The organism is Longimicrobium sp. (assembly GCF_036554565.1).
Classification (GTDB): Bacteria; Gemmatimonadota; Gemmatimonadetes; order Longimicrobiales; family Longimicrobiaceae; genus Longimicrobium.
In genome coordinates this window covers 1-22,831 of the sequence record NZ_DATBNB010000327.1, presented here as the reverse complement: position 1 = coordinate 22,831, position 22,831 = coordinate 1, and the positions used below count along the sequence as shown (strand labels likewise).

General features: G+C 68.6%; 20 protein-coding genes and 12 tRNA genes. 16 read left to right on the top strand and 16 right to left on the bottom strand.

What is annotated here, in order from left to right:
- The first annotated feature begins 37 nt into the window (after positions 1–37).
- From VIB55_RS09230 to VIB55_RS09215, 4 genes are all read left to right on the top strand, one after another.
- A complete protein-coding gene (locus VIB55_RS09230) occupies positions 38–244 on the top strand; it encodes a hypothetical protein (RefSeq protein WP_331876358.1) in 207 nt (68 codons plus the stop codon).
- Between the two features lie 66 nt (positions 245–310).
- Positions 311–751, top strand: a complete 441-nt coding sequence (locus VIB55_RS09225; protein WP_331876357.1) for an OsmC family protein — start codon at positions 311–313, stop codon at positions 749–751.
- Between the two features lie 54 nt (positions 752–805).
- On the top strand, positions 806–2,554 hold the full coding sequence (pabB, locus tag VIB55_RS09220) for an aminodeoxychorismate synthase component I (protein ID WP_331876356.1): 1,749 nt from the start codon (positions 806–808) through the stop codon (positions 2,552–2,554).
- A 67-nt stretch (positions 2,555–2,621) separates the two neighbouring features.
- On the top strand, positions 2,622–4,802 hold the full coding sequence (locus VIB55_RS09215; RefSeq protein WP_331876355.1) for a TonB-dependent receptor plug domain-containing protein: 2,181 nt from the start codon (positions 2,622–2,624) through the stop codon (positions 4,800–4,802).
- Between the two features lie 520 nt (positions 4,803–5,322).
- Here VIB55_RS09215 and VIB55_RS09210 read toward each other — a convergent pair.
- The 12 genes from VIB55_RS09210 to VIB55_RS09155 form a co-directional block, all read right to left on the bottom strand.
- A tRNA-Gln gene (locus tag VIB55_RS09210) sits at positions 5,323–5,395 on the bottom strand.
- Positions 5,396–5,429: 34 nt separating this feature from the next.
- A tRNA-Asn gene (locus tag VIB55_RS09205) sits at positions 5,430–5,503 on the bottom strand.
- A gap of 14 nt (positions 5,504–5,517) precedes the next feature.
- Positions 5,518–5,590: transfer RNA gene (locus VIB55_RS09200), tRNA-Gly, on the bottom strand.
- 20 nt (positions 5,591–5,610) lie between these two features.
- Positions 5,611–5,685: transfer RNA gene (locus VIB55_RS09195), tRNA-Val, on the bottom strand.
- 3 nt (positions 5,686–5,688) lie between these two features.
- Positions 5,689–5,762, bottom strand: a tRNA-Met gene (locus VIB55_RS09190).
- Between the two features lie 18 nt (positions 5,763–5,780).
- Positions 5,781–5,853: transfer RNA gene (locus VIB55_RS09185), tRNA-Glu, on the bottom strand.
- A gap of 13 nt (positions 5,854–5,866) precedes the next feature.
- Positions 5,867–5,950, bottom strand: a tRNA-Leu gene (locus VIB55_RS09180).
- Positions 5,951–5,970: 20 nt separating this feature from the next.
- Positions 5,971–6,044: transfer RNA gene (locus VIB55_RS09175), tRNA-Arg, on the bottom strand.
- Between the two features lie 4 nt (positions 6,045–6,048).
- Positions 6,049–6,121: transfer RNA gene (locus VIB55_RS09170), tRNA-Gln, on the bottom strand.
- Positions 6,122–6,476: 355 nt separating this feature from the next.
- The gene (gene ypfJ, locus VIB55_RS09165; RefSeq protein WP_331876354.1) at positions 6,477–7,316 is read right to left on the bottom strand and encodes a KPN_02809 family neutral zinc metallopeptidase; all 840 of its coding nucleotides are present in this window, start codon (positions 7,314–7,316) and stop codon (positions 6,477–6,479) included.
- A gap of 163 nt (positions 7,317–7,479) precedes the next feature.
- Positions 7,480–7,785 (bottom strand): hypothetical protein, encoded by a 306-nt coding sequence (locus VIB55_RS09160; protein ID WP_331876353.1) that lies wholly within the window; start codon positions 7,783–7,785, stop codon positions 7,480–7,482.
- Between the two features lie 71 nt (positions 7,786–7,856).
- Positions 7,857–8,324, bottom strand: coding sequence for a hypothetical protein (locus VIB55_RS09155; protein ID WP_331876352.1), 468 nt, complete (start codon positions 8,322–8,324; stop codon positions 7,857–7,859).
- A gap of 159 nt (positions 8,325–8,483) precedes the next feature.
- On the opposite strand from VIB55_RS09155, the gene VIB55_RS09150 reads away from it, so the two are divergent.
- From VIB55_RS09150 to VIB55_RS09140, 3 genes are all read left to right on the top strand, one after another.
- Positions 8,484–9,542 carry an isocitrate/isopropylmalate dehydrogenase family protein gene (locus VIB55_RS09150; RefSeq protein ID WP_331876351.1) on the top strand — a complete coding sequence of 353 codons (1,059 nt, stop codon included), beginning with the start codon at positions 8,484–8,486 and terminating at the stop codon, positions 9,540–9,542.
- 196 nt (positions 9,543–9,738) lie between these two features.
- The gene (gene tnpA, locus VIB55_RS09145; protein WP_331876350.1) at positions 9,739–10,176 is read left to right on the top strand and encodes an IS200/IS605 family transposase; all 438 of its coding nucleotides are present in this window, start codon (positions 9,739–9,741) and stop codon (positions 10,174–10,176) included.
- 227 nt (positions 10,177–10,403) lie between these two features.
- Positions 10,404–11,471: a CapA family protein gene (locus VIB55_RS09140; RefSeq protein WP_331876349.1), complete on the top strand. Its 1,068-nt coding sequence runs from the start codon at positions 10,404–10,406 to the stop codon at positions 11,469–11,471.
- Positions 11,472–11,975: 504 nt separating this feature from the next.
- Here the strand turns inward: VIB55_RS09140 and VIB55_RS09135 are convergent.
- Positions 11,976–12,569, bottom strand: coding sequence for a C40 family peptidase (locus tag VIB55_RS09135; RefSeq protein WP_331876348.1), 594 nt, complete (start codon positions 12,567–12,569; stop codon positions 11,976–11,978).
- 305 nt (positions 12,570–12,874) lie between these two features.
- Between VIB55_RS09135 and VIB55_RS09130 the strand changes: the two genes are divergently transcribed.
- A complete protein-coding gene (locus VIB55_RS09130; protein WP_331876347.1) occupies positions 12,875–13,813 on the top strand; it encodes a serine hydrolase in 939 nt (312 codons plus the stop codon).
- A gap of 23 nt (positions 13,814–13,836) precedes the next feature.
- Positions 13,837–14,778 (top strand): TIGR01777 family oxidoreductase, encoded by a 942-nt coding sequence (locus tag VIB55_RS09125; protein WP_331876346.1) that lies wholly within the window; start codon positions 13,837–13,839, stop codon positions 14,776–14,778.
- A gap of 119 nt (positions 14,779–14,897) precedes the next feature.
- Here the strand turns inward: VIB55_RS09125 and VIB55_RS09120 are convergent, their stop codons facing one another.
- Both VIB55_RS09120 and VIB55_RS09115 read right to left on the bottom strand, forming a co-directional pair.
- Positions 14,898–15,506, bottom strand: a complete 609-nt coding sequence (locus VIB55_RS09120) for a hypothetical protein (protein ID WP_331876345.1) — start codon at positions 15,504–15,506, stop codon at positions 14,898–14,900.
- 541 nt (positions 15,507–16,047) lie between these two features.
- Positions 16,048–16,488, bottom strand: a complete 441-nt coding sequence (locus VIB55_RS09115; protein ID WP_331876344.1) for a hypothetical protein — start codon at positions 16,486–16,488, stop codon at positions 16,048–16,050.
- A gap of 247 nt (positions 16,489–16,735) precedes the next feature.
- On the opposite strand from VIB55_RS09115, the gene VIB55_RS09110 reads away from it, so the two are divergent.
- Entirely contained in the window at positions 16,736–16,954 is a 219-nt protein-coding gene (locus tag VIB55_RS09110; RefSeq protein WP_331876343.1) for a hypothetical protein, read from the top strand.
- Positions 16,955–17,117: 163 nt separating this feature from the next.
- Here the strand turns inward: VIB55_RS09110 and VIB55_RS09105 are convergent, their stop codons facing one another.
- Positions 17,118–18,167: a M23 family metallopeptidase gene (locus VIB55_RS09105; RefSeq protein WP_331876342.1), complete on the bottom strand. Its 1,050-nt coding sequence runs from the start codon at positions 18,165–18,167 to the stop codon at positions 17,118–17,120.
- A gap of 304 nt (positions 18,168–18,471) precedes the next feature.
- Between VIB55_RS09105 and leuS the strand changes: the two genes are divergently transcribed.
- The 6 genes from leuS (at position 18,472) to VIB55_RS09075 (ending at position 22,775) form a co-directional block, all read left to right on the top strand.
- Entirely contained in the window at positions 18,472–20,958 is a 2,487-nt protein-coding gene (gene leuS, locus VIB55_RS09100; RefSeq protein WP_331876341.1) for a leucine--tRNA ligase, read from the top strand.
- A 97-nt stretch (positions 20,959–21,055) separates the two neighbouring features.
- Positions 21,056–21,598: a hypothetical protein gene (locus tag VIB55_RS09095; protein WP_331876340.1), complete on the top strand. Its 543-nt coding sequence runs from the start codon at positions 21,056–21,058 to the stop codon at positions 21,596–21,598.
- Between the two features lie 131 nt (positions 21,599–21,729).
- On the top strand, positions 21,730–22,326 hold the full coding sequence (locus tag VIB55_RS09090; RefSeq protein ID WP_331876339.1) for a hypothetical protein: 597 nt from the start codon (positions 21,730–21,732) through the stop codon (positions 22,324–22,326).
- 161 nt (positions 22,327–22,487) lie between these two features.
- Positions 22,488–22,561 (top strand) — tRNA-Met (locus tag VIB55_RS09085).
- 56 nt (positions 22,562–22,617) lie between these two features.
- A tRNA-Phe gene (locus VIB55_RS09080) sits at positions 22,618–22,690 on the top strand.
- 12 nt (positions 22,691–22,702) lie between these two features.
- Positions 22,703–22,775: transfer RNA gene (locus VIB55_RS09075), tRNA-Trp, on the top strand.
- Positions 22,776–22,831 lie beyond the last annotated feature (56 nt).

Sequence of the window (22,831 nt, the reverse complement as noted above, 5' to 3'; positions counted from 1 at the left end):
CGCTACTCGCGGCCACACCCACGCGGAGAGAACGACAATGTCGGCATTCGGAACGTACCTCATAGGATTCGTGATCTTCGTGATCGGCCTGGCCATCGCCGCATACCTGGCTGGCGCGCCGACCATGTGGATCGCGGTGGGCGTGATCATCCTCATCGGCATCGGCATCATTTCCGCCACCAGCCGCACCAAGCCGCGCGACCCGCAGCAGCCGCCCTCCGGCCCGCCGCCGCCCCAGTACTGAGCGGACCCGGTTCACGAGGCACCGCCCGCCCCGCGCCGGGGGCGGGCGTTTTCCCGTTTCAATCCGATGATGACCGAAATGCCCGAGGGAGTGCAGGCGGAGTACCCGATCGAGGTGGTATGGGAGGGCGGCATGCGCTACCGTGGCGGGCGCGCCGGCGGGGCCACGCTCACGGTGGATGGAGATGCGCAGGCGGCGCCCAGTCCCGTGGACGCGCTGGTGATCTCGCTCGCCTCCTGTTCCGCCATCGACGTGGTGGACTACCTGGAGAAGCGCCGCACGCCCGCGTCGTCGCTGTCGGTTTCCGTGCGGTTCTCCCGCGCGCCCAACCCGCCGCGCCGGCTGACGGATGCCGTGCTCACCTATCGCCTCGCGTCCGATTCGCCGCGCGAGCACGTGGAGCGCGCGGTGCAGCTCTCGTTCGAGAAGTACTGCTCCGTCGCCGGCTCGCTCGCGCCCGACACGCGGCTGGACTACGAGATCGAGCTGAGCCCCGCAGCCGGCTGACCATTCGCGCCGGGTCCAACGATCCGGCGCGCCGTCTCTCCATCTCATCCGCCCGTGGCCGCCCCGCCCGTCATTCGCTTCGATTCGTTGGATCCCCAGCGCGGCGCGCGTTCCCTGCGCTTCGCGGATTTTCAGCGCGTGCTCAGGGCGGATACGGTGGACGAGGTGCGGCCGGTGCTCGCCGCCGTCCAGCGCGCCGTGGACGAGGGACTGCACGCGGCCGGGTTCGTCGCCTACGAGGCCGCGCCGGCGTTCGATCCCGCCCTCATCACCCGCCCACCCGATCCGCGCCTGCCCCTCGCCTGGTTCGCGCTCTACGGGCGGCGCGAGGAGGTGAAGCCGGAATTCGGCGACGCGGCCGAGGTGGAACTCGGTCCGTGGAGGATGGACGTCTCCGAGGACGAATATCGCGATCGGATCGAACGCATCCGATCCCTGATCGCCGCCGGCGACACCTACCAGGTGAACTTCACCGCCCGCCTGCGCGCCGAATTCGCCGGAGACGACCTCGCCTTCTACGAGCGGCTGTGCCTGGCGCAACGCTCGGCCTTCTGCGCATTCCTGCGGCTGGACGGCTTCTCCATCCTTTCCGCGTCGCCCGAATTGTTCTTTCACGCCGCGGGCAGCGACCTGGAGCTTCGGCCGATGAAGGGCACCCGGCCGCGCGGCCGGTGGCCGGACGAGGACCGCGCGCTCGCCGCGGAGCTGGCCGCCTCGCCCAAGGACCGCGCCGAGAACCTGATGATCGTAGACCTGCTGCGGAACGACGCTGGCCGGGTGGCCGAGTTCGGCAGCGTGCGCGTGGAGCGGATGTTCCAGCCCGAGCGATACGAGACGGTGCACCAGCTTACCTCCACGGTCCGCGCGCGACTGCGTGCCGGCGCCGGGTTGCCGGAGATCTTCGACGCGCTCTTCCCCTGCGGATCGGTGACCGGCGCGCCCAAGGTGAGGACGATGGAGATCATCGCCGAACTGGAGGATGCGCCCCGTGGCGTGTACTGCGGCGCCATCGGCTTCGCGTCGCCGGGCGAGGCGGCGTTCAGCGTGGCGATCCGCACGCTGGTGCTCGATCACGCCACCGGCCAGGTGGAGTTGGGCGTCGGCAGCGGGGTGACGTTCGATTCCGACGCATCCGCCGAATACCGCGAGTGCCTTGCGAAGGCAGCCTTCGCGCGCCGCGCGCCCGCCGGCTTCGACCTGCTCGAAACGCTGCTGTGGGAGGCGGACGGCGGATGGTACCTGCTGGATCGCCATCTCGATCGGCTCGCCGGCTCCGCCGAGTACTTCGACTTTCCGTTCGATCGCGGGGCGGTTCTCCAGTCCCTGGCCGGTGCGGCGGAGACGTTCACCGGCCGCCCGATGCGGTCACGTTTGACACTCGCGCGCGAGGGCTTGATCTCGGTCCACAGCATGCCACTGGAGCCATCTCCCGAGCCCGTCCGCGTCGCGATCGCGCGGGAGCCGGTCGACAGCCACGATCCGCTGCTGTACCACAAGACGACGAGCCGCGCGATCTACGAAAACCGAGCAGCCACGCCCCCCGATTGCGACGACGTGCTGCTGGTGAACGAGCGCGGCGAGATCACCGAGTCCACCATCGCCAACCTCGTCGTCGGCATCGACGGCGCGCTGTGGACGCCGCCGCTGGAGAGCGGCTTGCTCCCCGGCGTGCTGCGCGCGGAGATGCTGGCGCGGGGCGAAATCCGCGAGCGCATCATCCGCCCGGACGACCTCGCGCGCGCCGAAGAAACCTGGCTGGTCAACTCCGTCCGCCGCTGGCGCCGGGCCGTGCTGGTCGCGTAAGTCCGCATGTTGATGTAGGTTTGGGCGATCCCAACGTGCATCACCGATCCCGGGCCGCCGCTCATAGATGTCTTCTCGTCTCGCGCTCATCGCCATCGTTCTGATCTCCACCGTGCTCGCGCCCGCGGCCGCGCGCGCGCAGACGGCCGCTGATTCCATCGCGATCACCGTCATGGTCATTTCCGCCGACCAGCCGATCTCTGAGGCCGAGGTGCGCGTCGGCAGCCGAGCGTGGGAGACGGATCGTGGTGGTGCCGCGGTGCTGCGGCTGCTCGCGGGCCGCCACCGCCTGCGCATCTCCGCGGAGGGACATCGCCCCGCCTCGCTGGATGTCGTCGCGGATCGCGACACCGCCGTCACCATCCGCCTCGACCCGTCAGAAGCCGCCAGCGACGAGCCCGAACTCGAGGCCGTAGAACTGGAGACGGTGATCGTGACCGCCACCCGCAGCGAGCAGCGCATCGAGGACGCGCCGGTTCGCGTGGAGGTGCTGGCGCGCGAAGAGGTGGAGGAAAAGATGATGATGACGCCCGGCGACGTTTCGATGATGCTCAACGAAACGAGCGGGCTGCGGGTGCAGACCACGTCGCCTTCGCTCGGTGGCGCCAACGTGCGGGTGCAGGGGCTGCGCGGGCGCTACACGCAGGTGCTCTCCGACGGGCTGCCGCTGTACGGCGGCCAGAGCGGGTCGCTGGGCCTGCTGCAGATTCCGCCGATGGACCTGGCACAGGTGGAGGTGATCAAGGGCGCGGCGTCGGCGCTGTACGGCGCGTCCGCCCTTGGCGGCGTGGTGAACCTCGTTTCGCGCCGCCCGGCGGATGATCGCGAGCTCCTGCTGAACGCGACCACCCTGGGCGGGGCCGACGCGGTGCTCTGGTCGTCCGGCGCGCTGGGCGGGCGCTGGGGCTACACTTTTCTGGGCGGCGCGCACGGGCAGCGGACAGCCGACGTGGACGGCGACCGCTGGGCCGACCTGCCCTCGTACGCCCGCGGTGTGGTACGCCCGCGGCTGTTCTGGGACGACGGGCAGGGCCGCTCGCTCTTCGTCACCGTCGGCGCGACTGCGGAGGACCGCAACGGCGGCGGGGAGATCCCCGGCGGCGCTCGGTTCGCCGAAGAGCTGCGCACGCGCCGGGCCGACGCGGGCGTCGTCGCCCGCTGGCTGACGGGCGGCACGCTGCTGAACTTTCGCGCGTCCGCCATGGGGCAGCGGCACGACCACCGGTTCGGCGAGGTGCGCGAGCGCGATCGGCACGCCACCTGGTTCGGCGAGGGGTCGGCGGCGTGGACACGCGGCGCGCACACGCTCGTCCTGGGCGCGGCCCTGCAGCGCGAGGCATACGCGGCGCAGGACGTCCCCGGCTTCGACTACACGTTCACCATCCCCTCGCTGTTCGCACAGGACGACTGGCATCCCGCCGAGTGGCTGGGCGTGACTGCCAGCGGCCGCGTGGACCGGCACAGCGAATACGGCACCTTCGTCAGCCCGCGCGTTTCCGCGCTCGTGCGGCCGGGCGCGGGATGGAACGTCAGGGCGTCGGTGGGTGGCGGCTACTACGCCCCAACGCCGTTCACGGAAGAAACGGAGGCGATCGGCCTGGCGCCCCTGCGGCCGCTGGGGGGATTGAAGGCCGAGCGGGCCCGGGGCGGCTCGCTGGACGTCGGACGGACGCTCGGCGACCTGGAGCTGAACACCAGCGTGTTCGGGTCGGTGGTCGACGACGCGCTTCAGCTCGTCGTCCCGGAGCTGACGACGGACTTGCTGCTGATAAACGTGCCCGGTGAAACGCGCACGTGGGGAACGGAGGCGCTGCTGCGGTACCACCGCGAGCTGTGGCACGTAACGGCCACGCACACCTACGTGCGCGCCACCGAGCCGCAGTTCCGGATGGGCGCACGGCGCACCGTGCCGCTCACGCCACGGCACCAGTCGGGGCTCGTAGCCATGCGGGAAGCGGAGGGGCGGGGAAGGCTGGGGCTGGAGCTGTACTACACGGGCGTGCAGTCGCTGGAGGACAACCCGTATCGCGACCAGAGCCGGCCGTATCTGATCGTCGGGATGCTGGCGGAGCGCACCATCGGCCCCGCGCGCGTGTTCGTGAACGCCGAGAACCTGCTGGACGCACGGCAGACGCGGTGGCAGCCGCTGGTGCTCCCCACGCGCTCCGCCGAGCGCCGCTGGACGACGGACGCCTGGGCACCGCTGGAGGGCCGCGTCATCAACGCCGGCGTGCGGCTTTCCTGGTAGGCGTGGGTGTGCCCCCAAGCCGCTGTCGCACGAAACCTTGTCATCCTGAGGCCCAGGCGCACGGCACCGGCCCGAAGCACGAGCCTCGCGGGCCGAAGGATCTAGCCTGGATCACGAATCAGCCCGAGCGCGGCAGCGGTCACACAGCCCGGACCTCGGATGTGCGCGAGCCCTGTGCACGCACCTGCACAGCACCGGCGCCGGAACCTTGGAGTGGCGCGGCCTTGGGGCTGCACGGGCGAATGAATTCGCTGCAACGACCACACGATGTCCACCTTCGTGGACTACAAACTTTGGTGTGGTGACTGGGTCCGTGGCGCGCCCCGGGAAGAGCGGGGCACGGTGTGCCGGACGGGACGGTGCGCTTCGGCGGGTGTGTGGCGGATCCCTCGGTCGCTGCGGTCTACGGCGCAGACTCGGGGCTCACCGTGGCCGCTCCGTCGGGATGACATCGAGCGGGGCTGGACCCGATGAACGACGAAACGCCCGGAGCCGCTTGCGCGATCCGGGCGTTTGGGAGTTGCCCCTCCAGGGCTCGAACCTGGACTCTTCTGATCCAGAGTCAGACGTGTTGCCAGTTACACCAAGGGGCAGCAAGCCGAACCGAACCAACCATCCCGACGAGAGCGCCCACTCCAGGACTCGAACCTGGGACCCTCTGATTAACAGTCAGATGCTCTAACCAACTGAGCTAAGTGGGCTTACCGACCTACAGAGCGGGCAACCAGATTCGAACTGGCGACCTCAACCTTGGCAAGGTTGCGCTCTACCAACTGAGCTATGCCCGCACTCCGTACTGCACCTGCAGTGGTCGCCGTAGGATTCGAACCTACGACCTCTCGCGTGTGAAGCGAGCGCTCTGGACCAGCTGAGCTAGGCGACCCTATAGCGGGGGCGGGATTCGAACCCGCGACCTTCGGGTTATGAGCCCGACGAGCTACCAGGCTGCTCCACCCCGCGACACGTTCCTGCAAAAAATACCCCGTACGGGAATCGAACCCGTGTTTTGGCCTTGAGAGGGCCATGTCCTAGGCCACTAGACGAACGGGGCCCTGCACCCTTCATGCTCCCGAGAGGACTCGAACCTCCACGAGCTTGCGCCCACTAGATCCTGAATCTAGCGCGTCTACCAGTTCCGCCACAGGAGCAAATTGTCAAACCCGAAAGGTGCGCCCAGAGAGATTCGAACTCCCGACCTTCTGATCCGTAGTCAGACGCTCTATCCAGCTGAGCTATGGGCGCGCAGTGCACCGAGTAGGAATCGAACCTACAACCTTGGGATTCAGAGTCCCCTGCTCTGCCAGTTGAGCTATCGGTGCCTAATTGCTTGCAGCCGCACAATTTACAACCGCCCGGCCGCCTGCGCAAGCCCCCGCCTCGTCGCCGTGTCGCGCGTCGTGCCACGCTTCGGTCGGTGCGGGGCGACGAATATACCAGCGCGGCGCCCGCTTGTGAAGCCCCCCGCCACGATCTCTCCCCTCGGCCTGCCAATCCGCCGGAAACGGCGCCTGCTTCAGGCCAGTGGCTGTTGCTCGGGGGCGGGTTCCCGGGCCAGGAACCACGCCACGGTCGCGCGTGCCGCAGCACCAATCCCGCGCATCGGATCCTCCAGGAAAACGAACGCGGGGCCGCCCGTTCCGGCAGCCCCGCGTCTCCCCTCCGCCGGCCTTGGGATCAGAGCCGCGCCGCCTTGAAGGTGTCGCACGAGCGGTCGTCGCCCGACTCGAAGCCCTGGCGGAACCAGCGCACCCGCTGTTCGCTGCTGCCGTGGGTGAAGGTTTCGGGCCGCACGTCGCCCTGGCGCCCCTGCAGCGCATCGTCGCCGATGGCGGTCGCCGCGCCCAGCGCCTCTTCCACGTCGCCCGTCTCCAGCCACTTCCGCTGCTGCTGCGAGTGGTGGCCCCAGACGCCGGCGTAGCAGTCGGCCTGCAGCTCTTGCATCACGGAGAGCTGATTGGCCTCTTCCTGGCTCACCCGCTGGCTGGCCGCGTTCACCTGCTGCGAGATGCCCCGCAGCGTCTGCACGTGGTGCCCTACCTCGTGCGCGATCACGTACGCCTGGGCGAAGTCGCCGGGCGCGCCCAGGTCCCGCCGCAGCTGCTCGTAGAAGCTCAGGTCGATGTACACGCGCTGGTCCGCCGGGCAGTAGAACGGCCCCACGGCGGCGCTCGCCCCGCCGCACGCCGACTGCACGCGGCCGGTGAACAGCCGCAGCTTGGGCTCTTCGTAGGTTTCGCCCGACTGCTGGAAGAGCCCGCGCCACACGTCCTCGGTGCTGGCCAGGACCACCGACACGAACTGCGACATCGAGTCCTGCTGGGCGGTGGTCTGCGTGGGAGCCGGCTCCGCCTCGGGCGTCGCCGCCTGCTGCAGTCCGGACGAGTCGCCGGTCAGCGCGTAGTACAGCAGGCCCAGGACCAGCGCCCCGATGCCGCCCCCCGCCGCCATCCCGCCGCCGCCGCGTCCGCGGCCGTCCTCCAGGTTGGAGCTTTGCCTTCCGCCTTGCCAGCGCATGTGCTTCTCCTCGGTCTATATCCGGCGTTCCGCGTAGCGCGGCACACTGTCGCCCGTCCCTCTCGCAAGCGCAGTGCTAGCCCGCGCTGCGGCCGTACTGCGGCGAAAAAAGCGCGGGGCGGCGGACCGGGTGGTCCGCCGCCCCGCTCTCTATCCACCCGCCTCAGCCGTTCTGCGGGCCGGTGCGGTTGATGTCGTCCGGGGTCGATGCCTCTACCCGGCGCGCCTGGTCGCGGAGCGCCTCGGTGTTTTCCTGCACGTTGCGCAGGTTGTCGTTCGCCTGCGAATTGTCTTCGCCCCGCATGCCGTCCACCCGGAAGCCCTCGACGGGCCGGTCGGTGTCGGGCGCCGTCGCCTCTACGCGGCGGGCCTGGTCCTGCAGCGCCTCGAGGTTTTCGTGGGCGTTGCGGACGTGCGCTTCGGCGTTGCGCGTGTCTTCGTTGCCCTGGTCGCGATCGTTCTGGTCCATCCGTTCCTCCTGCGATGGGTCGATTTGCGTTTGCAGCCGGGCGCGTCCCGGTGCACGTACCGTTCCGGCCCTCAGCCCCGCGCGTCCCCGTTTCCACGCCCGTCCGCAGGTTCGTCCACCTGGGGGACCTCGGTCCGGGCGATCTGGTTGCTGACGTCGGAGAGCTGGTCGCCCAGTGCGCGGACGTTGTCGCGGATGTCGCCCACGTCGCCGCGGTTGTCCCGCACCGCGCTTTCCGTCCGCCGGAGCTCCTGGCCCGTCTGTCGCAGCCGCTCGGCGTTCTCCTGCAGCAGCTGGGCGGCTTGCCGCTGCCCTTCCGCGACGTTCGCCTGCCGGTTCATCAGGTCCACGTCGTCGGCGCCGCGGATGCGGTCGGCCTCGGCCATGTCGGGCGGCAGGGGAAAGGCATAGTCCGTCTCCTGGCCGCCGTGCATCGCCCGGAGGTTCTCGTCAAGCGAGCCCGCCGCCTCGCGCGCCACCCGCGCCGCCGTGTCCTCCACGCCGCGGAGCGTGTCGTCGCCGCCCTGGTCCTGGTCCATCGTGCACCTCGGTGTCGGAGTTCGCGTTCCGCGCACCTGCGGGTGCAAACGCCTCGCCACGGCGTTGCGGACGTGCTTGCCGCGCAGCCGCCGCCGCGCCTAGCTTCCGCCCTTTCGGCCCTCCCGGCCGGCGGCCTCCCCCAGCAGAAAGCTCGATCGATGGCGAAAGTGGCGGTGATTCCCGGTGACGGCGTGGGCAAGGAAGTCACGCGCGAGGCGGTAAAGGCGCTCCGCGCGGTGACGGAAGGCACCGGATTCGAGCTGGACCTGGTGGAGTGGCCGCACGGCGCCGACCGCTACCTGGAAACCGGCGAGGCCATCACCGACGCCGAGTTCGCCGACCTGCAGTCCAACTACCAGGCCATCCTGCTGGGCGCGCTGGGCGATTCGCGGGTGCCGGGGAACGAGCACGCGCGCCAGATCCTGCTGGGGATGCGCTTCCGGCTGGACCTGTACGTGAACTTTCGCCCCGTGCGCCTGTTCCACGAGCGGCTGACGCCCCTGCGCGACAAGCAGGCGGAGGACGTGAACTTCGTCATCTTCCGCGAGAACACCGAGGGCGTGTACGTGGGGATGGGCGGCACCTTCAAGCAGGGCACGCCCGACGAGGTGGCCATCCAGGAAGACGTGAACACGCGCAAGGGCGTGGAGCGCATCATTCGCGCGGCGTTCGAGTACGCGCGCCGCAACGGGCTGACGCGCGTGACGATGTCGGACAAGGCGAATGCGATGGAGTTCGCGGGCGGGCTGTGGCGGCGCGTGTTCAAGCTGGTGGCGGCCGAGTACGCCGACATCGAGAGCGAGGCGCTGTACGTCGACATGCTGGCCATGGACATGGTGCGCCGGCCGGAGCGCTACCAGGTGATCGTCACCGGCAACCTGTTCGGCGACATCCTATCGGACCTGGGGGCGCAGCTGGCGGGCGGGCTGGGGCTGTCGCCGTCGGGGAACATCCACCCGGGGCGGATCGGCCTGTTCGAGCCGGTGCACGGGTCGGCGCCGGACATTGCGGGAAAGGACCTGGCCAACCCCTTCGCCGCCACCCTCACCGCCGGGCTGATGATGGAGCACCTGGGCCGCCCCGCCGAAGCCGCGAAGCTGGAAGACGCGGTGCGCGCCTGCATCCTGGCCGGCGAGGCCACCACCGATCTTGGCGGCACCCTGGGTACGCAGGCCGCGGGGGATGCCATTGTGCGGCGGCTTGTGGCGGCACGGTAGGCAGCGGGCGCGTGGACAGCCGGAGTGAGCCCTGGCCCGGCTTCGAAGTGAGCCAAGCCCGCTTTGGAGTGGGCCCAAGTCCGCACGGGCGAATGAATTCGCTGCAACAACCACACGATGTCCACCTTCGTGGACTGCAAGTTTTCGTGTGTCTGCCGGTGTGTGGCGCGACTCCACCTCTTCGTGCGAGTGGGATATGCGGGAGCCTTTCACCCAGTTGTACCTGCACGTCACGTGGGCCACGTGGAACCGTGCTCCGCTGATCACGCCGTGGCTGATGGAGGCGATCGACCACTGCATTCGCGCCGAGTGGGCGAAGCTGGGCGCCAACGTCGAGGCGTTCGGGGGCGTGCAGGACCATGTGCACCTGCTGGTGCGCTTTCCGACCACCGTTGCGGTCGCGGAACTGGTGAAGCAGGTGAAAGGCTCGTCTTCGCACCTGGTGGGGCAGAGGCTGCGAGTCGCGTTCAAGTGGCAGGGCGGATACGGCGCGTTCACCGTGTCGCCCTACCACGTCGAGAAGGTGCGCAACTACGTGCTGCACCAGCCCGAGCACCACGCCGCCGGAAACACGCATTCGTCTTTGGAGCTTCTGACGGCGGAGCAAAACCGAGCCGGCCCCAGCGCCGCGTAGCACCGAATCGAAGGCGCGCACCTGAAACCTGAACCACCCCAGAGCCGGTAGTCCACGCAGGTGGACTTCGTGTGTTTGTTGCAGCGAATTCATTCGCCCGTGCACAGCCCGCCCCCAAAATTGTCGTGATGGCACTCACAAAAACGGCCCTCGCCCTTCTGGCAGCCGTACTGAGCGCGACGCTCGCCGACGCCCAACCGGCCCGCTCCGGCCAGCCGCCCGCTCCCTTGCAAGCAGACACGGCGGGCGTGCGCATTTGCGCGGGCGGAGACATCACACTGGGAACCAACCTCGACACCGCGTGGGTGCACACGCGGGCGCGCCTGGGCCGGCGGGTGCCCGCGCTGCCTGCACCCGATTCGCTGGTAGAGCCGCTTCGCCCTCTGGTCGCGGACGCCGACATCGTGCTGTGGAACGTGGAGGGCGCGATCGGGGACGGGCCGATCAACCGGCGGAAGTGCGCGCCGCGCTCCACGGCGTGCTACGCCTTCCGCTCGCCTGAGGCCTCGGCGCGCGCGCTGCGGCAGGTGGCGGACAGCGCCGAGGTCGTCGCGAACGTGGCCAACAACCACGCGCGGGATGATGGCGACGTAGGCCGACGCAACACCATCCGCCACCTGGAGAGCGCCGGCGCACTCGTCACCGGGGCCGATACGCTGGCCACCGTGGTCGCCACGGCGGAGGGCGACACCGTGGCGTTCCTGGGCTTCGCGCAGTGGGCGGGCCCGGACCCGCGGAACCTCGGCTCGGTGCGCCGCCACGTCGCCCGGGCCGCGGAGCGCTGGCCCCGGCTGGTGGTGACCATGCACATGGGTGCGGAGGGCCGCGGGCACCAGCGCACGCCGGACCGGCGCGAGATCTTCTACGGGGAAGATCGCGGCAACGTCGTCGCGTTCGCACGTGCCGCCACCGATGCCGGCGCGGACCTGGTGATCGGGCACGGGCCGCACGTTATGCGCGCCGTGGAGTGGCGGGGAAACGCGCTGGTGTTCTACTCGCTGGGCAATCTCCTGACGTACGGCCCGTTCTCGCTCGTGGAGCCGCTGAACCGCGGCGCCATCGCCTGCGCGGTGCTCGACGACGAGGGCCGTGTGCTCTCTGCGCAACTGAGGTCCACGCGCCAGTTGCCACCAGGCCAGGTGCAGGCTGACGACACCGGCCGCGCCTCCGCCCTGGCCGACTCCCTCTCGGTACTGGACTTTCCGGACACGGGCGCCCGCATCGATCCCGTCACCGGCGAAGTGCTACGCCCGGGCATCGGTCTGCCCGCGGAAGAACCCCGCCGTCAACGGTAAGCGGTCAAGGAGCGCGGCCAGATCCACAGCAAGGTCGCGCCCCACTGCCGACGAGTGCACCCAAACAAGCCAGTCCGCGAAGGCGGACTTCGTGTGGTCGTTGCAGCGAATTCATTCGCCCGTGGGAGCCGAGGGCCGATTTGAGGTGGGAGCCCATCACCCTTGCAGGGCCGGTGCCGATCCGAGGTGAGGGCTCACCACCCTTGCGGGGCGGGAGGCTGGCCTTCGGTGTGGGATTCCCACGGCTCGGCTCACTTTCACACGAGGTTCCGAGGCCCCGGGGCTCCGTGTCGCTGCCGCGCCCAGGCTGTTACGTGGTTCAGGCTAGATCCGTCGGCCCGGCACAGGGCGGTGTGCGCGTGAGTGCAGTGAGTTCGGGCCTCTGGATGACAAGGTTGGGTGGGGGCTTCGGGGACGGCGGGGACGGCGGATTCTGGTGATGCGCACAAACGAAGAAGCCGGCCCACTCGGGCCGGCTTCGATGTTTCCCCAAACTGCTGCCGATCAGCCGCGGCGCTTCGGTGCGACGGGGCGGGTGCTGGGCTGGGGCGCGGGAGCGGCCTGCGCCACGGCCCGCGTTTCGGCGCTGTCGCCGCGGATGTAGCGCCGAACGCCCATCCACGCGCGCACCAGGCTGGACTGCGGCCGGTCGAGGCTGCTCTCCACGATGCGCCCCTGGCCGCTGCTGGCATGCACGTACCGCCCGTCGCCCACGTACACGCCCACGTGCGTCACGCGGCCGCCCCGCCCGAAGGTCAGGATGTCGCCCGGGCGAAGCATAGAGCGGTCGCGCGGCACCTCCTGGCCGGCGCGGGCCTGCTGCGCCGCCGTCCGCGGCGTTTCCACGCCGAAGGCGCGCATCAGGTACTGGGTAAAGCCGCTGCAGTCGAACCCGCGCGGCGTGGTGCCACCAAACACGTACTGACGCCCGAGCTGCTGACGGGCCATGCTCACCACGGAATCGCGCCGAGCCTCGATGCTGAAGCGGGGCCCCGCCGAACGGACGGAGCGGGGGCCTTCCTGTGCGGCGACGAACACCGGCGCGGACAGAAATACGAGCACGAGCGCGCAGAGCGCGTTCCGGGGTGACCAGGCCATCGTGTTGCGGGAGTTCAGGTTCGACAGATCGGTGCCAGGAACCGGATCACCGGGGGGCATCCCCTGCCAGGGACGGCCGCGGCGGCACCGAAGCGAATCGCAGAGCGAGTGTTTGAGACGGGCGCCATCTTACGCCCGTGGTCCACCGAGCGCAACACCTTCGGTCTGGACGGGTCCCTAAGCTGTTGATCCACAATCCCTTGCGGATCCATCTTCGGTTCACTCCGCAGGCCGCGGTGGACAGCGGATGGACCGCGCGCCATCTTGCCCCCGCATCCTCTTTCCGCCCCCACCCACACACGCCCATGCCGCTGATCCGACTCGCCCTGCTCCTGGCGCTGGCCCTGCTCCCCGCCTGCGCGCCCGCCGCCGCACAGGCCCGCTCCGCGCGCGCCTCCACAGACACGGCCGCGCTCCGGCGCACCATCGAAAACGCCTCCGCGGGCTACCAGGGAATCGTGGGCGTCAGCGTGCGGAACCTGGCGACTGGAGAATCCCTCTCCATCCGTGGCGGAGAGACGTTCTCCAGCGCCTCGCTGATCAAGGTGGCCGTCCTGGTGGCGCTGCTGGACGAGGTGGAGAAGGGAACCATGCGGCTGGACGAGCCGCTGTCGATGCTGGCGCGCGACCGCGTGGGAGGCAGCGGCGTCCTGCAGCACTTCCGTCCCGGGCTGCAGCTGACGGTGGAAGACGCGGCCCGGCTGATGATCATCATCTCGGACAACACCGCTACCAACCTGCTGCTCGAAAAGCTGAACATACGCACCGTGTGGACGAAGATGGAGGCCTTGGGGCTGCCCCACACCAAGATCCACTCCAAGACCTTCAACCGTGCCACGAGCGTGGCGATGGACAGCTCGGTGAAGTACGGGCTGGGCGTCACCACGCCGGACGAGACGGTGGAACTCTTCGCGCGGCTGCACGCCGGGACCGCCGTGTCGCCGCGGATGGACTCGCTGGCGCTCGCGATGCTGCGTGAGAACGAGGACTGGAACAAGCTCACTCGCTGGCTTCCTGAGGGCGCCAGGGCGGCGCACAAGAGTGGTGACGTGGACCAGGCGAGAAACGACTGTGGTATTCTGTACGGTCCGGACGCGCCGGTCGCGATCTGCGTGATGACGCGCGAGAACCGTGATACCTCCTACGCGACCGACAATCCCGCCAACCTGCTGATCGCGCGGATTGGCGCCCTCGTTTACCAGCACTTCAACCCGTCGGCCCCGCCACCGGCGATCCCCCGATGACATCCGGCCAGGAGCGACGGCGGATGAAGATCGTGCTGCCGGGCGGGTCGGGGCAGGTGGGAACCCTCCTCGCGCGCGCCTTCGTGGCGGATGGGCACGAGGTGGTGGTGCTGTCTCGCGATCCGTCGTCCGCGCCGTGGCGGACCGTGCGCTGGGACGCGCGCACCGTCGGCGGCTGGGCCGCGGAGCTGGAAGGTGCCGACGCCGTGATCAACCTGGCTGGCCGAAGCGTCAACTGCCGCTACAACCAGGCGAACCGGCGCGCCATCCTGGAGTCGCGGGTGGATTCCACGCGAGCGGTGGGCCAGGCGATCGTACGGTGTGCCGCGCCGCCGCGGGTATGGCTGCAGGCCAGTACCGCCACCATCTACGCGCACCGTTTCGACGCGCCCAACGACGAGGCCACGGGCATCCTCGGGGCGGGGGAGGACGCGCCCGACACCTGGAAGTTCAGCATCGAAGTGGCGCAGGCGTGGGAAGCCGCCCTGATGGAGGCCGACACGCCGCGGACGCGGAAGGTGGCGCTGCGCTCGGCCATGGTGATGAGCCCCGACCGGGGCGGCATCTTCGACGTGCTGCTGGGGCTGGTGAGGCGCGGGCTGGGCGGGCCCGCGGGAAGCGGGCGCCAGTACGTCTCGTGGGTGCACGAGGCCGACTTCGTCCGCGCCCTGTACTGGCTGATGGAGCGCGGCGAGGTGGAAGGCGCCGTCAACGTCTCGTCGCGCAATCCGCTCCCCTACGCCGACTTCATGCGCGCCCTGCGCGAGGCGTGGGGCACGCGCATCGGGCTGCCGGCGGCGGAGTGGATGCTGGAGATCGGCACCTGGCTGATGCGCACCGAGACCGAGCTGGTGCTCAAGAGCCGCCGCGTGGTCCCCGGGCGGCTGCTGGAGGCCGGCTTCGAGTTCCAGTTCCCCCACTGGCCCGAAGCTGCCCGCGATCTTGTAACCCGCTGGCGCGGGTAGTCGCAGGGATCTCTGCAGATCCCTCGGGTGGTCGGGTGCGCTACGACCCTCCGCCACCTTTGTGAGCGGAGGGTCGCGGCTGAATGTGCGATAAATCCCGTTCGGCCGAACCCTGCCGATCAATCCGGTTCCGGACCTTCAGGAAGCACCAGCAGAACGCAACTGGCGAAGCGCCGAACCATCAATGGCTGAGTCGTCGACCCAAGTCCAACCGCGGTCGATCGCAGCGTCTCCACAGCATCGCTCGGCAAGCCTCCGTCGTGCCAGAAGGTGTCGTCCGGGGCGCCGAACGCCGCCTCTTCGCAGTTCTCGCTCAGGGGCTCCCGGAACGGCTTGCTAACGCCGGAACTGGTAAAGTCCGTGCCGCGGTCAATCTGTGTAAGCGCTACGTAGAGGCCAAGGACGCGCACATGTGGATCAGCAGTGACGGTATTTGCCAGCGCCACGGCTTGGCTGAAGACCGCAGCGTCGCGGACAAAGAATGAGACCCGATGCAACAGCCTCAGCTTCTCCAGATCTCGCTCCGTCCCCAAACTACGTAGCATCCGGCCTAGCTCGGAAGCTACTTCGGCTCCGCAACGGGGCAGATCGTGATGCTCGTGGCCGCTGGCGACCGTAGAGGTGAGCACCCCGCGGCAACTCGCGTGTGCATTCGGTTCTTGCTGCGCGGGAAGCGTGATCGGCGTCACGAGGAACACCAACATGCCCAGGAGGCTTTTGGCTAACATGCTAGTTATCCATCTTGTTGAAGTCGAACTGACACGGGAACTTGGCTAGAATCGCAGGCCGGTCGGTATTGTCGAACGCGCGCTGAGCATTCCGGTTGGGGCCCCTTACATGGCGTACATACAGGTCGTGACCGCGCCGTCGCAGTCGTTGGCTATCGCTCTGGTACAGGTATAAGGCTTCAAGCGTACTGTCTATCCGGTGCGTCGTGAACACCGTATTGGCGACGCCCAAATGTGAGTTCGACGCCCTCGTCAATCCCTCATGCCGCTCCACCTCTTGCCGCATCAACGGGATGTGGGCCTGCGTGCATGTACCACCAGGGCGACCGTTTGGTCGTTGTACCCCTGTCCGCTTGCGGATTGCGAAAGCAGAGTGGCTGGTTGCACTGGGAACACTCGAGCATGGCACGCGATCTTAGCACCACGCTCACCAGCGGCTGATCCCCGGGGGCTGCTGGAGGGCGGCTTCGAGTTCGAGTTCCCCACCGGCCCGAAGCCGCCCGCGATGTGGTGGGGCGCTGGCGGCGGGGCGGGTAGCCGCTCATCCTTCCGCCTCTCCCTCCCGCGCCTCTCCCGCACGCAGCCGCTCCAGCCATCCGGGCTTCTGGAGCCCGCTTTTTTCGTGCAGCCGCTCCAGCAGGGCAACCACGTCCTCGGCCGCCTCCGCCCGTCCGCGCTCCGGCAGCCCCGCCACCAGGACCTGCACCGCCGAGGCATAGGCCACGTCGGGGTACTCGTCGCCACCACTCCCAATCTCCCGGAAGTACCAGTCCGCCAGCGCCCGGCGAATGCGCGGGTGAGGGTTGGCGCCTTTCAGGAAATTGGCGAGTGTGCTGTGCCCTAAAGCCATCTGATCGGCCACCTGCCGAATGGAAGAGCGCTCCGAGCGATCGCGGGCCAGCTCGCGCACAGCTTCGATCGGTAGCTCTCGTCGGTTGATCATCTTGCGACGCTCATGTGCACGGTGTACATTCTGGCTCACTTGTCCACCTTTGGGCAGATCGCCCAGAGTGTGGAGAACGGGCAGAACTGTCTGTTTTGTCCACTTACTACGCATACGGTAAGCCTTCGGGCCAAGCGTGGCAAGGAGAATTAGTAGCCGACACATGGCGGGCAGCATGTGCGGCAGGATTGTTCAGGAGGAGCGGAGAAGGGCAGGGAAATTGTCGCGGGTCCGGGGCGCGGATCCCGACACACGACGTGAAAATCACACCTACGAGGGAACACCCATGCATGATCTGCGGCGCTTTTTTGAGACCGGCGGCGGGCTTTTCGATCCGCAAAAGGACATTACGCAGCGTCAGCTGTACGGGCTGGGCCTGTTCCTGTCCTCAGCCGTGACGCTCGGCTGCCTGTCGTTCGGACTCGATCCCCAGATTGCTTTCATGGGAGGAGTGGGAGCGCTTCTGTCCATCTTGCTCATCGCGGCCCTTACGGACCGAGGCTGAGCGCGTGGAAGGCGGGGACTGGACGGGGTGTAGAACCGTTGATCCATGGCAGTGTACGACGCGAGCCGCCGACGCTAAGGACGTCGGCGGCTCGCGTTTCGATTGGCGCGTCGGGGTGCGCGTCCAAGCTTCCGCTCGTCCGGGATGTTCCCGGAAGTGAGCGCTACGGGTGCGCGTCCGCTCCCGGCGCCTGGTCGAACACGCGCACGGCGGAGGGGAAGGTGCCGCGCACAGACGGGGTGGCGGCGCCCTCGGCGGCGCCCGCGGGCAGCAGGGTGAAGGGCTGGGTATGGATGAGCTGGTTGCCCTGGTAGGTCCGGATCTGCCATGCGCCAGGCTCGGTCAACTGCCCATTCACCGGCACCTCCAGCACCAGGTATCGCATGCTGAACGAGGCGCCGACCTGCACCAGTCCCGCATCCCTGAGCGCCCCCCCGGGTGCGCGCAGCTCGAACCGCGTCTGGGCCACCGGCTGGTTCGCAACCTGGAGCCAGAACCGGAAACCGGCGGCGTTCAACGGGAAGGTGCTGAGCGTGGGCGGCCGCTCGATCAACACGGCGAAGGTCGCCGGCTGGTCCGTAATCCCTGCATCCGTCACCTCGAACGCGTTCTGATAGGGAAGCTGGTCCGCCCACAGGCTTTGCGTCTGCGAGCAGTCGCCGGCGAAGGGATCGAGCGAAGCTCCACCTTCGCGCACCTCGAAGTGCAGGTGCGGCCAGTTGGACCTGCCGGAGCTGCCCACCATCCCCAGGACCGCGCCCCGTTGCACGCTCTGACCGTTGCTCACCGCGACCGAGCCGCGGCGGAGGTGGCCATAGATGGTGCTCAATCCGCCGGGGTGGGTGATTTCGACGGCGTTCCCGAACCCGCTGGTGCCCTCCCACGTGATGTTCCGGTCGGGAAGCCCATCACTCACCCACGTCACCGTGCCATCCGCCGCCGCGATCACCGGTACGCCCTTGTCCTGCACCTGGAAGTTGCGCAGCAGGATGTCGACACCCCCGTGGCCGTTATACGACTTCAGGCCGCACGCGTGGTCCCGAACCCCGGTGCCTGGATCGTGGTCCCGGTACGCGCCGTAGAACACGTCGTCCATCGGCACGCCCACGATGGGCGCGGTGAACGAGGAAGCATCCCGCGGCCCCGTGGTATCTCTGCAGCCGGCCAGGACTGCGAGCGTCAGGGCTGCGCCGAGAAAGCGCGCGGCGGACATGGTTCCTTTCCGAGGTGGGGTCCAGGCGAGAGTGCATTCATTGATAATCGTCAGGTCCACGCGCCACAATGCTCCCGTGCCGGTACCGCGATCCTGATTGCGGCATCGGCAGGGATGCCCTTCGAGCATCGATCCTTGATCGCGTTCCTCGTGTGCCCGAAGGGCGCTGGACAGGGCTTGTAGATTACACGCCTGAATGGCAGTTTAGGGGAGCGAGCCGCCGACGCACCGACGCCGGCGGCTCGAACTGCGGTCGGCACCATCGGCAGGCGCAATCCATCGGGGCGCGGGGTCTGAACGGAACATGAGCAACGGAAACCACACCGACAGCTACAATCCCGCCGAGGTAGAGCGGAAGTGGCAGGCGCGCTGGGACGAGCGGGGCACCAACGCGTGGACGGACGAGGCGCTGCGGTCCGCCGAAAAGCCCTTCAACAACCTGATGATGTTCCCGTACCCCTCGGCCGAGGGGCTTCACGTGGGCAACATCTACGCGTTTGCGGGCGCCGACATCTACGGCCGCTTCAAGCGCCTGCAGGGATACCAGGTGTTCGAGCCCATCGGCTTCGACGCGTTCGGCATCCACAGCGAGAACTTTGCGCTGAAGCAGGGGATTCACCCCACGGAGCTGATCCCGCGCAATGTCGAGCGGTTCACGCGCCAGCTGCGGCGCGTGGGGCTGATGTACGACTGGAACCACACGGTCGACACCACCACGCCCGATTACTACCGGTGGACACAGTGGATCTTCCTGCAGCTGTACAAGGCCGGGCTGGCCGAGAAGAAGGCCGCGCCCGTCAACTGGTGCCCGTCGTGCAACACCGTGCTGGCCAACGAGCAGGTAATCGGCGGCGAGTGCGAGCGCTGCGGCACCGCGGTGGAGATGCGCTTCCTTTCGCAGTGGTTCTTCAAGATCACGAACTACGCGGCCAAGCTGCTCGACAACCTGAAGACGCTGGACTGGTCCGACACCACGCGCAAGGCCCAGGAGAACTGGATCGGCCGCAGCGAGGGCGCCGAGCTGGCGTTTCCCATCGCGCGCCGCAAGGTGGCCGACGACCGGCACGAAGCCGCGCAGATCGAATCCGAGCGCCCGGTGATCCGCGTGTTCACCACCCGGCCCGACACGGTGTTCGGCGCCACGTACATGGTGCTGGCTCCCGAGCACCCGCTGGTGGAGCGCGTCACCACGCCCGAACAGCAGGACGCGGTGGATGCGTACCGGCGCCAGGCGTCTGCCCAGGACCTGGTGACGCGCAAGAAGACCGACAAGACCAAGACGGGCGTGTGGACGGGCGGCTACGCCGTGAACCCGGCCACGAAGCAGGAGATCCCCGTCTGGATCGCCGACTACGTGCTGATGGAGTACGGGACCGGCGCCATCATGGCCGTGCCCGGGCACGACGAGCGCGACTTCGAGTTCGCCACGGAGTTCGGCCTGCCGATCGTGCGCGTGGTGGCGGGTGAGGGGGATGATGCGGAGACGCCGCTGGCCGAGGCGTACACCGGGCCCGGGCGGCTGGTGAACAGCGGCCACTTCGACGGCACGGACGTCTCCGAAGCCAAGTCCGCCGTCACGGAGTGGCTGGCATCGATGGGCGTGGGGGAGAAGCGGATCAACTACCGCCTGCACGACTGGACGATCAGCCGGCAGCGGTACTGGGGTCCGCCCATCCCCATCCTGTACTGCGACGAGTGCGGCATCGTCCCGGTGCCCGAGGACCAGCTGCCCGTTGTGCTTCCCTTCGTGGAAGACTTCAAGCCCGACGCCTCCGGCATCTCTCCCCTGGCGCGGCACGAGGAGTGGTACCTGACGGAGTGCCCCACGTGCGGGGGCAAGGCGCGCCGGGAGACGGACGTCAGCGACACCTTTCTGGACAGCGCCTGGTACTTCCTGCGCTATCCCAGCGCTGGCAACGAGCAGGTGCCGTTCGATCCCGCCATCACGCGCACGTGGCTGCCGGTGGACAGCTACATTGGCGGCAACGAGCACGCGGTGCTGCACCTGCTGTACGCGCGCTTCGTCACCATGGCCCTGCGTGACATGGGGCACGTGGACTTCGAGGAGCCGTTCACCCGCTTCCGCGCGCACGGGCTGATCGTCAAGGACGGCTCCAAAATGTCGAAGTCGCGTGGCAACGTGGTGGTGCCCGACGACTACATCGCCGAGTGGGGAGCGGACACCTTCCGCACGTACCTGATGTTCCTGGGGCCGTACCAGGAAGGCGGCGACTTCCGCGACAGCGGCATCACCGGCCCGTACAACTTCCTCACGCGCCTGTGGGACTCGGCGCTGACGGCGGAGGACCGCGAGCTTGACCGCGACGTGGAGCAGAAGCTTCACGCCACCATCCGCAAGGTGACGGAAGACCTGGAGGTGCTCTCGTACAACACCGCCGTCGCGGCGATGATGGAGTACCTGAACGTGGTCCGCGCGGGCGGCCGCACCCCGGAACGCGCGGCCGTGGAGCCGCTGGTTCGGCTGGTGGCGCCGTTCGCGCCGCACATGGCCGAGGAGCTGTGGGAGCGGATGGGCGGCGAGGGCTCCATCTTCGGCGCCGCGTCGTGGCCGGAGTTCGACGCGTCCAAGGCCGTCGCCGACACGGTGGAGTTCGTCGTGCAGGTGAACGGCAAGGTGCGCGCGCGCATGCCCATGGCCCGCGGCATCGCCGAGGCCGAGGCGCGCGCCGCCGCCCTGGCCGACGCCCACGTGCGCCGGTGGATCGAGGACAAGCAGGTCCGCAAGACCGTTTTCGTTCCCGACCGGCTGGTGAACCTGGTCGTCGGCTGAGCCGTGGATGGCGCTCCGGGGGAACCTGTCCCGGGGCGCCGTTTACCATTTGTTTGCGCGGTGCATCCGGCTCCGCACGACCATCAGACAGCGAAGCATGCAGGTCTTCAAGGCAAGCTCCCCGGGCGATCGCGTGCTGGGCGCGTCCGTCCAGGCGTTCGTGTCGGCCCTGGGCTTCTACGGCCCGCGCGGGCTGCAGATCCTCGCGGAGAACGGCATCCCCGATCCGCAGCCCTCGGCCTGGTACCCGTGGCAGGCGTACCTGGACGCGCAGCGTACCGTCTACGAGAAGGTGGGGCCCAACACCCTGGCCCGCGTGGGGCGGAGGCTGGTGCAGGAGGCCACCTTTCCGCCGGCGCTGGACTCCATCCACGAGGCACTTTCCACCCTGGACGCCGACTACCATACGCGTCACGAGGGGAGCGACGTGGGGGGCTTTCGCTACACCCGCACCGGCGACCGCTCGTGCACCGTGGAGGTGCGCAACCCGTACCCGTGCGAACTGGACCGCAACGTGGTCGAGGAGCTGGCCCAGCGCTTCAAGCCCGGCGACTCGCCGGCCGTCTTCGTCGCCCACGCCGACGAGGCCAGCTGCCGCAAGCGCGGTGCGGAAGCCTGCCTGCTGGCGGTGAGGTGGTGAGCCGCCCGGTGGCATGATCGTTGGATACGGGAGGAGCCGGGCGCGGCTCCTCCTTTTTCATTCAGGCACGGAGGACTGGAGCGCGGGCCCGGATTGCTTATCTTGGGAAAGGCCGAAGACGCGAGGTGACGATGAGCGTGCCGATCGAGGCTCCCAACGTTCAGGTGACGCTGCCCGCCCATCCTCCTGCCCCGGCGCGGGTGGGGCTGGTGCCGCAGCCGCTCCCCGGGCGCGCGCTCAAGGCGCTGCTCTCCCTGGCGTTCTTCTGGGGCATCATCCCGTACGCGGTGTGGGTTCCGCCGCACTATCCCTGGCCGGCGGTGTGCGTTTGCGCCGGCGGGTTCATGGCCCACCTGTTCTGGACGGGGCGCTACCGCGTGCTCTGGTTCCTGGGCGTGTGCCCGCGCTGCGGCAAGCACCTTCGCATCGCGTCCGGAACGCGCATCGCGCTTCCCCACACGCTCACCTGCTTCGCCTGCCACTTCGAGCCGGTGCTGCGGGTGCAGGAACCGGTGGAGGCCCGGCCCGAGGCCCTGCTGCGCCACCTGAAGCCCGAGTGCACCGGCAGCTGGAGCGAAGGGTGGATGTGGGACGAGCGCTTCCTTTCGTGCGATGGGTGCGGCGCGCGGCAGCCCGCCACCCCGGAGCTGCGCCGCGCGGCCGACGACGAGAACGAGCGGGGCGCGCTGCTGCGCCAGTTGGCGGACGAAGGTCGCTTCCTGGACTGACCCCCGGCCAACGAAAAAACCAGTTCTTGTCAAGGCCTTGAAAAGATTTGGGATCCGTTTATACTTACGCCGTCGCCGCCGGGGACACGGGCGGTGAACGCGAAAAGCCTCTGAAGGGGGTTGACGCGGAAGGGTGAGGGTGATACATTCGGTGTCCTTGTCGCGGGGTGGAGCAGCCTGGTAGCTCGTCGGGCTCATAACCCGAAGGTCGCGGGTTCGAATCCCGCCCCCGCTATGCCGGACCCCGCCGCCGCAGCCGGGCGGCTTTTTGTTGGGGAAGCAAGGGTCGAGGGCCAGGTAGCTCAGTTGGTAGAGCACACGACTGAAAATCGTGGTGTCGGGGGTTCGACTCCCTCCCTGGCCACCTGAACACCGTAGGTCAGTAGCTCAATTGGTAGAGCACCGGTCTCCAAAACCGGCGGTTGGGGGTTCGAGTCCCTCCTGCCCTGCTCGGTGCCCCCGCACGGGGACGCAGCAGCGGGCGAGAACGTCAGGTGACACGCGG